This window comes from Dickeya chrysanthemi NCPPB 402, from assembly GCF_000406105.1.
GTDB lineage: Bacteria > Pseudomonadota > Gammaproteobacteria > Enterobacterales > Enterobacteriaceae > Dickeya > Dickeya chrysanthemi.
On the sequence record NZ_CM001974.1, the window covers coordinates 3,878,785 to 3,894,934 of the forward strand.

Here is a 16,150-nt window from a genome sequence, read left to right on the forward strand (position 1 = left end):
TCTCCTGAAGTGAGATGAACGCTTTAATCACTATAAATATTTATTTTTATTACTGCGTTCAATCACTCTTTGATAAAGAGCCATATACCTGTCGACCATATGCGTGGCGGTAAAATTCTCGTCAAAGCGCTGCTTCGCCATCCTTCCCATCTGCTGGGATTTTTCAACATCCAGCCACAACGTCATTAATGCCTGCTTCAGTGCCACAGGATCAGCCGGCGGCACGGCGATTCCTGTCACCTGATCCTGGTTAATATAGGTTGTTCCTGTTCCTATTTCACAGGAAATCATCGGTTTACCATACATTGCGGCTTCAAGTAATGTCATGCCATAAGCTTCAGAACGAAGATGAGAAGGGAATACGACACCACAGCATAACTCCAATAATGCGCATTTATCTTCATCAGACAGCGCCCCCAGAAAATGGGTGTTTTTTAAACCTAATGAAATAGCCTGTGACTTCAATTCATTTTCATAAGGGCCTTCACCAACGATAACCAATGGATAATCAATATCTCTCATGGCTTCAAGTAAAAATGACAGCCCTTTGTAATAACGCAAGAAACCAACAAACAGGAAAAAACGCTCACCAAGCTGACTCTTCCATTTATCAAGAACAGCCTGTGATGATTGATGGTATGAGTCGGGGTCCAAACCAAACGGGATAACCTCAGCCGGCTTTACCAACGACTGCAAGACTGGGCTGGTAGTCACATAATTTGGTGATGAAGCAACAACACTATCAACACTATTCAGGAAGCGTTTCATCAACGGTTGATAAAGCTTCAGCAGATATTTTTGTTTTACAATATCAGAATGGTAGCTGACAATTGCAGGTTTACGTACTTTAGCAATAAAGTGCACCAAATCCATGTAAGGCCATGGGAAATGATAATGAATAATATCTGCACTCGTAGCGAGTTCCTGGAAATCTTTTATGGCAGATAAAGAAAATCCCGTTGAAGCCAGATAAAAATCTTGGTGGGATGTGTGAACATGGTGATGCCCAATAACCCCATTCTTGGATGAGCCATCAGGGCTTAATGAAAGTACATCGACAGTAGCTCCCCGCCGAGATGCCCCCTCTGCCAGTTGATAAATAACTTGTTGCACACCACCATAGGCTACAGGGTAATATGTTTTAAAAAAATGAAGAATTTTCAAAGCATTTTTCTCATTTCTTAAGAAAAGGATACTATTTACTATTATAAAGACGGGTATTAGCGATGTTATGGTGGAACTATCTTAAAAGACGCATTAAAAGATACGATATTTTTATATAGCATAATTCTTTCAGCATAGCCATATAGACTATATTGATTTTATTTCGCCCCCTGAGAAGCACTTCTATTAAAACTCAGGGGACGTTCAACACTGTTCTTGCTACACTGAGGTTATAACGAGTACAGAATTGCGCAACTTATTTTGTTGATAACTCAATATACAACTCAGCTTGTGATTTTAATGTATACTTAGTTTCAGATACGCGACTCACTTTATTTGGTATAAAGTGTAATGTTTTGCCCGCCAATTCCAGATAGTTACCAATATCAAAGCGTGCATAATTATTATAGTCGGGAATGAGTCTAAACAATTCATCGAATGCAAATGATGAGGAACATAATACCCTCTTTGATACATCCATACATATGGAAGCAATGCCTGAACCATCTTGTCCATTTTCTACATATGGCAACCATACATAGTCAACAGATGCCGCGAGGTTAATGAAATCTTCGTTATCATATTCTCCCATGAAGAAAACACGATCTTTTACTTTTTTATTCTTACTTATTTTATCTTGTAAAGAGTGAATGTAATGATTCACTATTTCATTGTTTTTTATTGTCTGGGGATGCTGTCTACCAAAGATCATTAACTTATAATTTGATGGTAAATAAGACAACGTCTGGATTGCTAGAGAGTGCCCTTTATATTCATTAACGAATCCAAACATTCCCACGACTTTATCTTGCTCATCAATACCATATTCATCTTTGATCCTTTCATAGATATCTGAGGATGACTTATGACTTTCATCAACAATCTTAAGAGGATGTACATGCACATTGCTATAGTTAAAGAACATTTCAATCTGCTCTTTAGCTCTAAGAGTATGAACAATGAGATTAATATTGTTTTTAACGAGATATTTAATGATTTTTACATTTATTTTTGTTGATACATTCCGTCTCAAATCTGAAAGATACATATTAACAGCCGTCTTCAGGCGAAGCCTTAATGCCTGCTTAATCGCCTCACGCTGTGATGCACTATCACTGACTAATCTTGGGCTATGAAGAGTCACACTTGTATTAGGATTAGCAGAAACCAACTTACACACGCGCTTAATAATATCCGCCGGCATAGTACCATAAAGACCTGCTTCAAATTGAATATTGACACCATCGTAATCTTTGAGACTTTTACATATGTCATCAATATGCTTGTCAGCTTTTTTTCTAACACTATTATTAATAGACTGTGTCAGTAATAAGTTCAGACTCAGGCACTCGACCTGAGCTCCTGCGCTTATCATCGAATCCATCAGAATTTTAGTAAAATAAGCATTTCCGCAACTATCTGAGAAACTTGAAACTATAGCAATTTTTTTCATTTTCTAATACCAAGAATATTATTTTTGTACCATGAGATAGTATCTGAAATTTGCTCTTTAAGGTCAAACTTAGGATCGAATCCAGAATTACGTAACCGTTCTATTGATACACTTCTTCTTGGGATACCAATAGGTGCATTCTCATTCCAGGAAACTGATATTTTATTATCAAAACCACTAACTATCGCTTTTACTACATCGCCCATTGATGTCTCTACACCACTGGCAATATTTACAACACCACTTACATTATTCATAGCATGTAATGCAGCAAACCCAGCTTCTGAATTATGTAGAAAATCACGTGTAGTTTCAGGACGACCCCATACATTCAGAATGTTGTCACCATTTTGGATACTGTTATAGGCTTTATCGATAAGTGAAGGAATAACATGTCCATTGATTGGATCAAATCGGTCATTTTCCCCAAATAGATTTGTAAACAATGCATAACAATAATCAATACTATGATATTTTTTAAAATTTTCAAAAAAGCCAAGGCATGTCTTTTCGCCATAGCATATCCATATTCACCATCATGCGGTTCCCCCATCAAAATATCATCTTCAACCAATGGCTGTTGGATATAGGGGAATGGATAGGATGCGACAGTACCCGCAAAAAATATTTTCTTTACATTGAATTTATGACTAGAAACAATAACATTTTGGTTAATGATCGTATTATTAGAAATGGATTTTAGCTGATTATCCAAATTCCCTTTTAAGCCAAAAACAAGAGAGGCCAAATGAAAAACATACTCTGGTCTATTTTTATTTAGATAATCATCCACACTATCTTGATTTAGACAGTCCATTTCATTTCTATTAGGAGTTAATAGATTATCGTAACCACTACTCCTTAACGCATTCACTAACCCATACCCCAAAACACCACCGGAGCCGGTGATTAGTATCTTACTTGTCTTTTCCATTTACTCACCATTATAAATAATCATCCAAATCAGAAATATCCAACTCTTTTATACAACCATGCTCTAATAAAAAGAATCTATTGCAATATTCTCGAATCACTTCCTTTGAATGCGAGGCCAGGATGAGAACTGATGTATTACTTATCATTTCCTCTAATTTTATTCCCATTTTCTCTTTAAAATGAGTATCCCCGACAGTTAACCACTCATCCATCAAAAGAACATTCGGTTTAAGTGTTGAGATAATTGCAAAAGCAAGTCTTAACAACATGCCGCTTGAGTAGGTTCTCACAGGCAGATGTATATAATCGCCTAACTCACTGAACTCAATGATATAGTCAATGTGTTTCGTAATTTCCTTTCTTTTGAGCCCTAGTAAGATACCTCTTATATAAATATTCTGATATCCTGTAGCCTCACTATCCATCCCCATAGCCATATCAATCAGAGACACAACATCCCCATCAATATTAATATGACCTGTAGACGGATGATAAACACCAGCTAATACTCTCAGAAGGGTAGTTTTCCCCGCACCATTATGGCCAATCAGTGCGACACGATCGCCTTCGTATATGCTAAATGAAATATCATTCAGGGCCTTAACTGTAATACAATTTGCGCTATCATTGAATCCGCCTCCGACTGCTCGTTTGAATATAACCTTCTTCAAACTACGTTGCGAAGATGAATATATCGGAAAATCCACACTAACATGTACAGCATCAATTATCTTTTTCATAGATTAAAGCCAATATGCAATCTTGGTTCTGGTCTTATTCAGCAATATCAATGACAGAGAGAACAAGGTGAGAGTTATCACAAATGCAATTAATACCGACTTAGCCTCAGGTAAATGCCCAAGAATAGGCTCTCGAATAATATTAAAAAAATGAACCAATGGATTGAAATCAACCCAAAATAACCATTCTTTATTTAATTGTTCAGTTTTCCACATGATAGGCGTGAAATAAAAACTCACCAGCAGAATATTTTGAATGATCATTTGCATATCTCTAAATCGAGTACATATAATGCCAAGAATTATAGATCCAGAGAACAATGCTAAAGATAACAGAATAAAACCAAAAATAGAAAGCAATGCAATGGGACTCCATCCTTCGCCCACAAAGCTTATAACAAAAATAATAATAATAAAGTTATGGAGAAATACAATAATATTTCGACTTAATATTCTCAAGATTATTGAGCTAAAAGAAACTTTGCTTTGTCGAATTATATAATCGAATTGAATAAAACCATTGCATGCCTCAGTAATCTGAGTTGATATATATGTCCAAAAAACCTGGCCGATACAAAAAAATGGAAGATAATCTTTAACATCTAACTTAAATAATGTAGACCATAATAGACTCAACATTCCAACCAGAACAGCAGTACTAATTGTCACCCAAAAGGGTCCTAACGTTGAGCGCTTATATCGTTGTTTAATATCATACCATGATAAGATCACCCAAGACTCTGGATGAGTTAAAGCTAATCTCAAGTCATTTAACATTTAAAGATGCTCGAATTAATAAAAGAGCTGTATACACAGCCCTTTCTATTTACTATAAAAAATACTTACTCTACGCTAACACTAACATCGTAGCCATTAGATTTCAGGAGAGCGACTTGTTTAGCCTTCTCCAGATCATAAGCAACCATCTCATCAATCATTTCACCCAGAGTTGTCTCTGGAACCCAGCCCAATTTATTTTTAGCTTTGCTCGGATCGCCCAGAAGCGTATCAACTTCAGCAGGACGGAAATAACGAGGATCAACGGCAACAACAACATCTCCCACTTTCAACGCCGGGGCATTATTACCAATAATTTTTGATACAACTGCTTTTTCGTCGACCCCTGAGCCAACAAACTCAAGCTCAATACCAAGTTTTTTCGCAGAGAGCTTAATAAAATCACGAACACTATACTGCACGCCAGTTGCAATTACGAAGTCTTCCGGTTTTTCTTGCTGAAGCATCAGCCATTGCATTTTAACGTAGTCACGAGCATGGCCCCAATCACGCAAAGAATCCAGATTCCCCATATACAGGCACTTCTCCAGCCCCTGAGCGATGTTAGATAATCCACGAGTAATTTTACGAGTTACGAATGTTTCACCGCGACGAGGAGACTCATGGTTAAAAAGAATCCCATTACAGGCATACATGCCATAAGACTCACGGTAGTTTACTGTAATCCAGTACGCATACATTTTAGCAACCGCATAAGGACTTCTCGGGTAGAACGGAGTTGTTTCCTTCTGAGGGATTTCTTGCACCAGACCATATAATTCGGATGTTGATGCCTGATAGAAACGAGTTTTATTAGTCAATCCTAAGAAGCGAATCGACTCCAATAATCTTAATGTGCCGATAGCGTCAACATCAGCAGTATATTCCGGAGACTCAAAACTCACTGCAACATGGGATTGAGCACCCAAGTTGTATACTTCGTCCGGCTGCACTTCGGCAAGAATACGTGTTAAGTTAGAAGTATCGGTCAAATCACCATAGTGAAGGTTAAACTTTACATTTTCTTCGTGTGGATCTTGATATAAATGGTCTACGCGTTGTGTATTGAAAAGTGATGAACGCCGCTTAATACCATGAACTTCATAACCCTTTTCCAAAAGAAACTCTGCAAGATAAGAACCGTCCTGACCTGTCACACCAGAAATCAAGGCAACCTTTTTCATCTATATTCTCCAATATTATATTACTGTTTTAGTATTAAGACTTAATAAGTTCATCTAGTTTTTCAACTTCGGCGTGCAACAACTCATGGCTACCTTTAGTCTCAACATTAAGTCTCAAAAGCGGTTCAGTATTAGAAATACGAACATTAAGTCTAAAGTCGGCACATTCGATGCTAATCCCATCGATGTAGTTAATATCATCCGCCTTATCCTGATACGCTGCCTTTATTTTTAAAAGAATATTTTTTGGATTTTCGACGCGATAATTAATTTCCCCACTACACGGAAATAAGCTCATTCTCTTATTTAAGGCATTGGATAATGTTATATTTTTTGTACTTAGCAGCTCAGTAACCAATAACCACGGAATCATACCGCTGTCACAGTATGCAAATTCACGGAAATAATGATGAGCACTCATTTCTCCACCATAAATAGCATTCTCAGCCCGCATACGCTCTTTTATAAAAGCATGTCCAGTTTTACTCTGAACTGGGATACCACCAGCATTTTGGACGATCTCTATCGTATTCCAAGTAAGTCTCGGGTCATGAATAATCTTAGAACCAGGATTTTTTGAAAGAAAAGCCTCAGCTAAAAGACCTACAATATAATACCCTTCAATAAACGCTCCATTTTCATCAAATAGAAAGCAACGATCAAAATCACCATCCCAAGCGATCCCCATATCCGCCTGATGTAGTTTCACAGCATTTGACGTCGCCGAGCGATTTTCTGGTAATAAAGGATTAGGAATACCATTAGGGAAATGGCCATCCGGCTCATGGTGAACTTTGATAAACTCAACGGGAACCTGCATCTGCTGAAATCTTGCTTCGATCTCATCGACAACATGCCCTGCCGCACCATTACCTGCATTGACAACCAATTTTAGTGGCTTAATTTTCTTGATATCAATATAAGAGAGGAGATGGTCAACGTATTCATTTAATAATGAAAGTTCCTTATAGCTGCCTTTACGCTCTGACTTCCCAAATTGACCTGAATCTGCCAGATCACGAATATCATTCAGCCCCGAGTCACCACTAATTGGTTTGGCACCACGACCAACCAACTTCATACCATTATAATCCATGGGATTATGGCTGGCGGTCACTTCAATGGCCCCATCTATATCCAGATGAAATGCGGCAAAATAAATCTCTTCAGTTCCTGTCATGCCAAGGTCAATAACATCAACCCCCGCATCCATCAAGCCATTGGCTAGCGACGCCTTTAAATCTTTGCTGCTTAAACGAATATCCCCACCAATCGCTACCGTTTTAGCCCTTAAATATTGACCAAATGCACGACCGATGCGATAAGCAATGTCAGTATTTAATTCGCTGCCTAAACGGCCTCGAATATCATAAGCTTTAAAGCAAGCCAGAGTCATTGAACCATACTCCCCTTATTGTCATCAAAGCGGACAATATCATCATCCCCCAGATACTCACCACTTTGTACTTCGATCATAATAAGATCTATCACGCCAGGATTTTCAACCCGATGCTGTTCACCAGCAGGAATGTAGGTAGACTGGTTAGTTGATAAGAATATATTTTTACTACCATTTACGATTTTTGCAGCACCAGACATGACAATCCAGTGTTCACTCCGGTGGTGATGCACCTGCATACTCAATCTGGCCCCAGGTTTAACCACTATTCTATTTATTTTAAAGTTATGACCTTCTTCCAGGATTGTTGCCGTTCCCCAAGGACGATGAATTGTTCGATGAATCTTATAAGCCTGATGTCCTTTGGCTTTGAGTTGATTGTAAATCGATTTAACATCCTGACCATTATCTTTACTTGCGACTAATAATGCATCAGGCGTATCGACAATAACCAGATTTTCTACCCCAACGGCACCAATAACTCGCTCATCCGCTTTGATATAACAGTTATTAGTATTTTGCGTAAGAACTTCAGCGCAGCCTTCTATAGTATTGCCACTTTCGTCTGCCTGACCTATTTCACTTAATGCAGTCCAGGAACCGATATCACACCAACCGATGTTACAAGGCACAACTGAAACCTCTGTCGACTTTTCCATCACGGCATAGTCAATGGAGATATCCTCAACCTGGGAAAAACTATCCATATCCAACTCGAGTTGAGTTGCGCCTTTTCCTTCCAATTGACGAGAACAGTTAATGCTATATTCAACATCAGCAATTACCTGAGGGCAGTATGTTTGCATTTCCTTTAGGATGGCACCGCAAGAAAAACAAAACATTCCTGAATTCCATAAATACTCACCAGACTCGATATATTCCAGGGCTCTACTATACGAGGGCTTTTCAACAAAACGCTCAACCTGATTGTTACGATATTTAATATAACCGTAACCCGTTTCTGGTTTTTCTGGTTGGATACCAAACGTCACCAATCTTGATTGCTTAGCCAGCGAAGCAGCCTGGGATACTGCATTAACAAAAGCGTTCTTATCTTTAATCAGATGGTCTGCTGCCAATATCATCAATACCGCATCATCACCATGCTTTTTACGAGCAAGCAACGCGGCCGAAGCGATTGCAGCCGCCGTATTACGCCCCACAGGCTCCAGGATATAAGAAATGGGCGTGGTTCCCTTATAAACCTCTGAAAAGGCATCCACAGCCTTAAATAACAACTCTTTATTTGTAACAGTGATAATCTCTTTGACCCCATCAAAAGACAACGCCCTTAATAGTGCCTTTTGAATCAGACTTTCGCCATCCGACAATCGGATGAAGGGTTTCGGATGTTGTTCTCGAGATACAGGCCAAAGCCGTGATCCACTGCCACCGCACATGATCACGGGAATAATTACTGTTGACAAACTAACCTCCTGGACCAGGTTTTTTTCACCATGATCGATTCAACTCGCTGATGCATATTTTGCGATAAAAAATTCAACACAAGTATACATTCCAGGCCAGTGGTCTAAAAACGTATACAATTCCCATACATTATTCACAAAAACATTTTTGAAAAATTTATTACAGATTTTTTTCAAAATGAGAAATAAATAATGAAGAATAGCGTTTCCTGCTCTATATTACCGAAATAAGTGATTAGCAGAATTATCAAATAAGTCTTCGCTTAGTCGGCAACACTCATCCACCATCTCAACGTTAAAACACCCGCCCAGACTGGCTTTTTTTTAGCCAAATAGACTCATACTGATGACAGCGACTACAGTTTACGGGGAGGCTACCATTTCATCAGGCACGCTACCGCCCTTGGGCATACCCCAAAGCGTACAACGTATAAATTGTACCGATTCATCATCACCGCACAAGATACAAACCCGGGGATATGACACACTACCCCGCGCATTTTACATGCCAGTACAAACTTGGTGTAGTGATATTACAAATTCGTTGAACTCAAACAAAAAGTTGGCGAAATAGCCAATATTTCCGCGCCAACGTTCAGGATAGTTAATGATTCTTATCTTTATCAAAAGATAGATATAAATTTAACAATAGGAAAACCTAATCAACTAATAAATAAGGTTATTCTGGAAATGAGTAGAAATATGGAACTTCCATATACGTGAAAGATAGGCACCAGTGTCTACACCACTGTCGAAGTAGAATTGAGTTCATCATACCGCTGTTGAGCAAGCATGACCTCATTGATATTGCGCTCAGCCCAGTGAGTCAGTTCATGTACGGTTTTGACCAGTGTGTTACCGAGGGGAGTGATTGAGTACTCCACCGTCACCGGTACGGTAGCAAACACCTGCCGATGAATCATACCGTCACGCTCCAGGTGTTTGAGCGTTTGCGACAGCACCTTCTGCGATACGCCTTCAATATCCCGCCTTAGCTGATTAAATCGCACCGGCTCGCATGCCAAACGATCCAGAATCAGCAGTGCCCACTTATTGGATAAACGGTCCAGCACCACGCGCGCTGGGCAAGTTTTGCTGTATACATTGAATTCAGGCATCCCGTGACCTCTGTTTTTTTGGTTAAGTTTGACGGCATCGCCACTCACCATAGCGCATATCATCTCTTTTGGGGAGTTAGTTTCTTTTTGAAGGACTGGTTTCTTTTTAAAACCACTGGTTTCTTTTTAAACCATAGCAACTTGCGAGTGCCTTCATCTATTATTCAGAAACAAAATATAGACGAAAGATGGCGTTACTCTTAAAGCGAGGTACAAGAAAAAATCAGGATTGAAATCATGAAAACACAGAGAGCAAACAGAATGTCGACGGAAATATTGGAGCGGGCGAAGGGAATCGAACCCTCGTATAGAGCTTGGGAAGCTCTCGTTCTACCATTGAACTACGCCCGCGCGGAAAGTGACTGGCATTATAGCGCCATCTCTCTGGCGGGCAAGATAAAACACGGCCTGATTGCGCGTGTTTTGAGCGGTCGATTCACACCGCTGGCACCAGCAACGTTTGGTATCCATTCGTGATGACCTGAACCGCAAATACTGCAAACAGCACGGCAGAGACGGCACTGCAGTAAAACGACAATCGGCCTTTTAACGCACCACGCCCGTATCTGATTAAGACAGCCATAAACAGCGTCCAGAGTATGCCGCCGATAAAAAAATCCGCCGAGAAACAGCGCAATCTGTCTGGCAGACCCATCGGTCGCCTGAGCAATCAACGTCCCGCCCACGGCAGCAAACCATAGCAATGCGCTGGGCGATGCCAACGCCATTCCCATGCCACTGATAAAATGGCGGCTCGCCGGCGCTGATACCTGTAATGAACCTTCGCCGGCGGTGTCGATGGCCAAACCACGATGCTGACGGTAGTCACGCCAGGCGCTGCGCGCCATGTTGAACGACAACCATAGCAGTACGCCGCCGCCGCCAATCCACAACAGCCAGCGTACCGGCGTATAGTTGAAGATAACTGCCATCCCTAGTACCGACAGCGTGGCGTAAACCAAATCGCCGAAGCAGGATCCCAGACCAATGAAAAACGCGGCACCTGCGCCGTCCCGAATACCGCGATTAATAATAGCGGTATTGACGATGCCCAAATCCAGACACAGCGACAATGACAACAGCAAACCGCTCAACATCACCAGTAACATACCATCCCTCTTATTATGACCTTCACTCTGTCTCACGCCAGGCCGATGAACCCACCTTCCTTCTTGTCTTACTCGCGATACGGCTATATCTAATACAGCGATATAATCAGCTACGGCAATTCTACATTCAGGGCAAGCGACAGTAACATTCTCCCCACGCCAACGGCAAGGCAAGCCAGTCAGGTGGAAGTACGCCGTAAGAGATTAAAAACAGAGATAATGAATAGAAAACGGCTCGTCTGCCTGCTGGCAAACGAGCCGGGGTACTGCGGTGATGCTTATTTCTGCGGACGCATCGCCGGGAACAGGATCACGTCGCGAATGGTGTGGCTGTTGGTAAACAGCATCACCATACGGTCGATACCAATGCCCAGACCCGCGGTCGGCGGCAAACCATGCTCCAGTGCGGTAACATAGTCTTCGTCGTAGAACATCGCTTCGTCGTCGCCGGCATCTTTCGCCGCTACCTGATCCTGGAAGCGTTGAGCCTGATCTTCCGCATCGTTCAACTCGGAGAAACCGTTGCCGATTTCACGTCCGCCGATGAAGAATTCGAAGCGATCGGTGATTTCCGGGTTCTGGTCGTTGCGACGAGCCAATGGCGACACTTCAGCAGGGTATTCGGTGATGAACGTCGGCTGGATCAGATGAGCTTCTGCCACTTCTTCGAAGATCTCGGTGACGATGCGGCCCAGACCCCAGCTCTTCTCTACCTTGATGCCGATAGATTCCGCGATGGCTTTTGCCGCGTCGAAGCTGTCCAGATCCGCCAGATTGGTTTCCGGGCGGTATTTCTTGATGGCTTCGCGCATGGTCAGCTTCTCGAACGGCTTGCCGAAGTCGAACATCTGGTCGCCATACGGCACCTCGGTGGTGCCCAGCACATTCTGCGCCAGCGTGCGGAACAGCGACTCGGTCAATTCGATCAAGTCTTTGTAGTCCGCATACGCCATGTAGAGTTCCATCATGGTGAATTCAGGATTGTGGCGCGGCGACACACCTTCATTACGGAAGTTACGGTTAATTTCAAACACGCGTTCAAAACCGCCGACCACCAGACGCTTCAGATACAGTTCCGGCGCGATACGCAGGTACATGTCGATATCCAGCGCGTTGTGATGGGTGATGAACGGACGGGCAGACGCACCGCCGGGGATCACCTGCATCATCGGCGTTTCCACTTCCATAAAATCACGACCGACCATGAACTGGCGGATACCGGCCAGGATCTGCGAACGCACACGGAAAGTATGGCGGGATTCGTCGTTGGCGATCAGGTCCAGATAGCGCTGGCGATAGCGGGTTTCCTGATCCGCCAGGCCGTGGAATTTGTCCGGCAGCGGGCGCAATGCCTTGGTCAGCAAACGCAGTTCGGTACAGTGAATCGACAGCTCACCGGTTTTGGTTTTAAACAGCTTACCGCGCGCACCGAGGATATCGCCGAGATCCCACTTTTTGAATTGCTCGTTGTAGACGCCTTCCGGCAGGTCATCACGCGCCACGTACAGCTGAATGCGGCCGCCGACGTCCTGCAACGTCACGAACGACGCTTTGCCCATGATACGGCGGGTCATCATGCGGCCGGCGACCGTCACTTCCAGGCCCAGCGCTTCCAGCTCTTCGTTCTCTTTTTCATCATAGCTGGCATGCAGTTGATCAGCAGTGCTGTCACGGCGGAAATCGTTCGGAAAAGCGATGCCGGTATCACGCAACGCCGCCAGCTTCTCACGGCGGGTTCTGAGTTCGTTGTTAAGATCCAGCGCCTGCTCGGCACCCTGGTTTTGTGGTTCAGACATGAGATTCCTTATAACCCCGCTTTTAAACTTGCTTCGATAAACTTGTCCAGATCACCATCCAGCACCGACTGGGTGTTGCGTGTTTCCACCCCGGTACGCAGATCTTTAATGCGGGAATCGTCCAGCACGTAAGAACGAATCTGGCTGCCCCAGCCGATATCCGACTTATTGTCTTCCAGCGCCTGTTTCTCAGCGTTCTTCTTCTGCATTTCAAACTCATACAGCTTGGCTTTCAGCTGCTTCATAGCCTGATCTTTGTTCTTGTGCTGAGAGCGATCGTTCTGGCACTGAGTAACGATATTGGTGGGAATGTGGGTGATACGCACCGCGGATTCAGTACGGTTAACGTGCTGGCCACCAGCGCCGGACGCGCGGTATACGTCGATACGCAGGTCCGCAGGGTTGATCTCGATATCAATATCGTCATCGACTTCCGGATACACGAAAGCAGAACTGAACGAGGTATGACGGCGGCCGCCGGAATCGAACGGACTCTTACGCACCAGACGGTGTACGCCGGTTTCGGTACGTAGCCAGCCAAACGCATAGTCGCCCATGATCTTGATAGTGGCGGACTTGATACCAGCGACTTCACCTTCGGACTCTTCAATAATTTCGGTTTTGAAGCCTTTGCTTTCCGCCCAGCGCAGATACATGCGCAACAGCATGCTGGCCCAATCCTGCGCTTCGGTGCCGCCGGAACCGGCCTGCAGGTCAAGGTAGCAGTCCGCGCTGTCGTACTCGCCGGAGAACATACGGCGAAACTCCAGTTGACCCAGCTTGCTTTCCAGTTGATCCAGCTCGGCAACGGTGTCGTTGAAGGTCTCTTCGTCGTCTTCTTCCACCGCCAGCTCCAGCAGGCCGGCAACGTCGTCCAGCCCCTGAACCATCTGATCGATGGTGTCGACAATCATTTCCAGGGAGGAACGTTCTTTCCCCAGCGCCTGCGCGCGTTCAGGTTCGTTCCATACGTCGGGCTGTTCCAGCTCGGCGTTTACCTCTTCCAGACGCTCTTTCTTGGCGTCATAGTCAAAGATACCCCCTCAGAACGGCTGTCCGGTCAGACAGGTCCTGAATGCGGTTTTTTACCGGATTAATTTCAAACATGGTGTTAGGATCTTAATGTTGTTTGTCGATGACAGAATGCATGTAAACGGCAAATTGTAACGGATCCACGCCGTGGTTTATAGCTTTTTACCGATTTTAGCCGGATGCGCGGCAGGGTGAAAAGAAAACGCCGGGTTTCCCCGGCGTAAGTTCAGCGATGGCCTACTACGATTGCCTGCTACAATTGCCGACTACAGCGGCCACAGGTGCTCAATCAGCAGTTGTACCGAGCGCTTGCCGCGGAATTCATTGACGTCGAGTTTATAAGCCAGTTCCACTTCACGCACACTGCTGTCGGGCCACAGCAGTGTATCGACGTTGAATGCGATGCCGTCCAGCAGTGGGCCGCCGCCCAACGGCTCCACCATCACCTTGAGATGGCGCTCACCGACCAGCCGCTGCTGCAACAGGCGAAAACGGCCGTCGAACAGCGGCTCAGGAAAAGCCTGCCCCCACGGCCCGGCCTCACGCAGCATTTCGGCAGTGCCAAGCGACAGTTCAGGCACGGCTAATTCGCCATCTGACCACACCACTCCTTCGAGCTGTGAAGCATCCAGCCACTCGCCAACCAGATCGGCAAAGCGCTGGCGAAATTCGTCAAAATGATCCTCTATCAGCGACAACCCTGCCGCCATCGCGTGGCCGCCAAATTTCAGCATCAACCCGGGGTGACAGGTGTCGAGGCGCTCCAGCGCGTCACGCAAGTGCAACCCGGCGATAGACCGCCCGGAACCTTTCAGAATGCCGTTGCCTGCGGGTGCAAACGCAATCACCGGGCGGTGAAAACGCTCCTTGATACGCGATGCCAGAATCCCCACCACCCCCTGATGCCACTCCGGATGGTACATCGCCAACCCCAGCGGCAACGTCTCGCGGCTACGCTCCAGTTGTTCGCACAATTGCAACGCTTCCACCTGCATACCGGCTTCAATTTCACGGCGGCTCTGGTTGAGCGCATCCAGATCGCTGGCTAGCATCCGCGCCTGCACAATGTCATTGCACAGCAGCAATTCAACCCCGACAGACATATCATCCAGTCGACCGGCGGCATTGAGGCGCGGCCCGAGCGCAAAACCCAGATCGCTGGCCACCAGATGGGCGGCATCGCGATTAGACACTTCCAGCAAGGCGCGAATGCCTGGCCGACACTTGCCGGCACGAATGCGGCTCAATCCTTGCGAAACCAGAATGCGGTTATTGGCGTCCAGCGGTACTACATCCGCCACCGTCCCCAGCGCCACCAGATCCAGCAGTTCGGCCAGATTGGGCTCAGCCAGCCCGCATTCGCTAAACCAGCCGGACTCACGCAGGCTGGCGCGTAGCGCCATCATCAGATAAAACGCGACGCCTACCCCGGCCAGCGCTTTAGACGGAAACGCGCAGTCAGCCAGGTTAGGATTAATCATCGCCTCCGCCGCCGGCAGGGTGTCCCCCGGCAAATGGTGGTCGGTCACCACCACCTCGATACCCCGCCGATGCGCATCGTCCACCCCGGCGTGGGACGAAATACCGTTATCGACGGTCACGATCAACTGAGCGCCTTTGGCGGCGGCTTGCGCCACCACTTCAGGACTGAGCCCATAACCATCTTCGAAACGGTTGGGCACCAGATAGTGAATATCTCGCCCCCCCATGCTGCGCAACGCCAGCACCGTCAGCGCGGTACTGGTCGCGCCGTCGGCATCAAAATCGCCGACGATGACGATGCGACGATTCTCCGCCAACGCCCGGCGCAATACCTCAACCGCCTGCTCGATGCCGCCAAGCAGACGATAATCCAGCAGGCCGCGCAGACTGCGCTCCAATTCCTGCATCTGCCGCACGCCGCGCTGGGCATATAAACGACGTAATAACGCCGGGAGAGAGTCGGGTAACTCCGTCTCCGTCGTCGGCCGACGACGGAGTTGGGTAACAATATTCACGCTTGATTAACCACTCGA

General features: G+C 45.1%; 13 protein-coding genes, 1 tRNA gene and 1 pseudogene. All 15 read right to left on the minus strand.

The annotated features are described in order from the left end of the window. Positions 1 to 30 precede the first annotated feature (30 nt). Positions 31 to 1,164 (minus strand): glycosyltransferase family 4 protein, encoded by a 1,134-nt coding sequence (locus tag DCH402_RS17060; RefSeq protein ID WP_040002398.1) that lies wholly within the window; start codon positions 1,162 to 1,164, stop codon positions 31 to 33. A 256-nt stretch (positions 1,165 to 1,420) separates the two neighbouring features. After that, positions 1,421 to 2,617, minus strand: a complete 1,197-nt coding sequence (locus DCH402_RS17065) for a glycosyltransferase family protein (RefSeq protein WP_040002400.1) — start codon at positions 2,615 to 2,617, stop codon at positions 1,421 to 1,423. Further along, positions 2,614 to 3,063: an NAD-dependent epimerase/dehydratase family protein gene (locus DCH402_RS23305; protein WP_267879507.1), complete on the minus strand. Its 450-nt coding sequence runs from the start codon at positions 3,061 to 3,063 to the stop codon at positions 2,614 to 2,616. Before DCH402_RS23305 ends, DCH402_RS17065 begins: the two co-directional genes overlap by 4 nt. Beyond that, positions 2,949 to 3,551, minus strand: coding sequence for an NAD-dependent epimerase/dehydratase family protein (locus tag DCH402_RS21685; RefSeq protein WP_040002402.1), 603 nt, complete (start codon positions 3,549 to 3,551; stop codon positions 2,949 to 2,951). Before DCH402_RS21685 ends, DCH402_RS23305 begins: the two co-directional genes overlap by 115 nt. Before the next feature lie 10 nt (positions 3,552 to 3,561). After that, complete coding sequence (locus DCH402_RS17075) at positions 3,562 to 4,293, minus strand: ABC transporter ATP-binding protein (protein WP_040002404.1); 732 nt, start codon at positions 4,291 to 4,293, stop codon at positions 3,562 to 3,564. A gap of 3 nt (positions 4,294 to 4,296) precedes the next feature. After that, entirely contained in the window at positions 4,297 to 5,070 is a 774-nt protein-coding gene (locus DCH402_RS17080) for an ABC transporter permease (RefSeq protein ID WP_040002406.1), read from the minus strand. Positions 5,071 to 5,135: 65 nt separating this feature from the next. Beyond that, positions 5,136 to 6,254, minus strand: a complete 1,119-nt coding sequence (gene gmd / locus DCH402_RS17085) for a GDP-mannose 4,6-dehydratase (RefSeq protein WP_040002408.1) — start codon at positions 6,252 to 6,254, stop codon at positions 5,136 to 5,138. 34 nt (positions 6,255 to 6,288) lie between these two features. Continuing rightward, positions 6,289 to 7,650 (minus strand): phosphohexomutase domain-containing protein, encoded by a 1,362-nt coding sequence (locus DCH402_RS17090; RefSeq protein WP_040002409.1) that lies wholly within the window; start codon positions 7,648 to 7,650, stop codon positions 6,289 to 6,291. Next, positions 7,647 to 9,080, minus strand: coding sequence for a mannose-1-phosphate guanylyltransferase/mannose-6-phosphate isomerase (locus tag DCH402_RS17095; protein WP_081642181.1), 1,434 nt, complete (start codon positions 9,078 to 9,080; stop codon positions 7,647 to 7,649). Before DCH402_RS17095 ends, DCH402_RS17090 begins: the two co-directional genes overlap by 4 nt. 740 nt (positions 9,081 to 9,820) lie before the next feature. Beyond that, on the minus strand, positions 9,821 to 10,198 hold the full coding sequence (locus DCH402_RS17100; RefSeq protein ID WP_040003700.1) for a winged helix-turn-helix transcriptional regulator: 378 nt from the start codon (positions 10,196 to 10,198) through the stop codon (positions 9,821 to 9,823). 277 nt (positions 10,199 to 10,475) lie between these two features. Then, a tRNA-Gly gene (locus tag DCH402_RS17105) sits at positions 10,476 to 10,549 on the minus strand. An 85-nt stretch (positions 10,550 to 10,634) separates the two neighbouring features. Further along, a pseudogene (locus DCH402_RS17110) lies at positions 10,635 to 11,307 on the minus strand (LysE family translocator). A gap of 278 nt (positions 11,308 to 11,585) precedes the next feature. After that, the gene (gene lysS, locus DCH402_RS17115) at positions 11,586 to 13,103 is read right to left on the minus strand and encodes a lysine--tRNA ligase (RefSeq protein WP_040002413.1); all 1,518 of its coding nucleotides are present in this window, start codon (positions 13,101 to 13,103) and stop codon (positions 11,586 to 11,588) included. 8 nt (positions 13,104 to 13,111) lie between these two features. After that, positions 13,112 to 14,210 (minus strand): peptide chain release factor 2 gene (gene prfB / locus DCH402_RS17120; protein WP_152486940.1). Its coding sequence is split into 2 segments (ribosomal slippage): positions 13,112 to 14,134 and positions 14,136 to 14,210, totalling 1,098 coding nucleotides; the frame shifts between segments, so codons are not numbered across the junction. 191 nt (positions 14,211 to 14,401) lie between these two features. Continuing rightward, entirely contained in the window at positions 14,402 to 16,132 is a 1,731-nt protein-coding gene (recJ, locus tag DCH402_RS17125) for a single-stranded-DNA-specific exonuclease RecJ (RefSeq protein WP_040002415.1), read from the minus strand. Positions 16,133 to 16,150 lie beyond the last annotated feature (18 nt).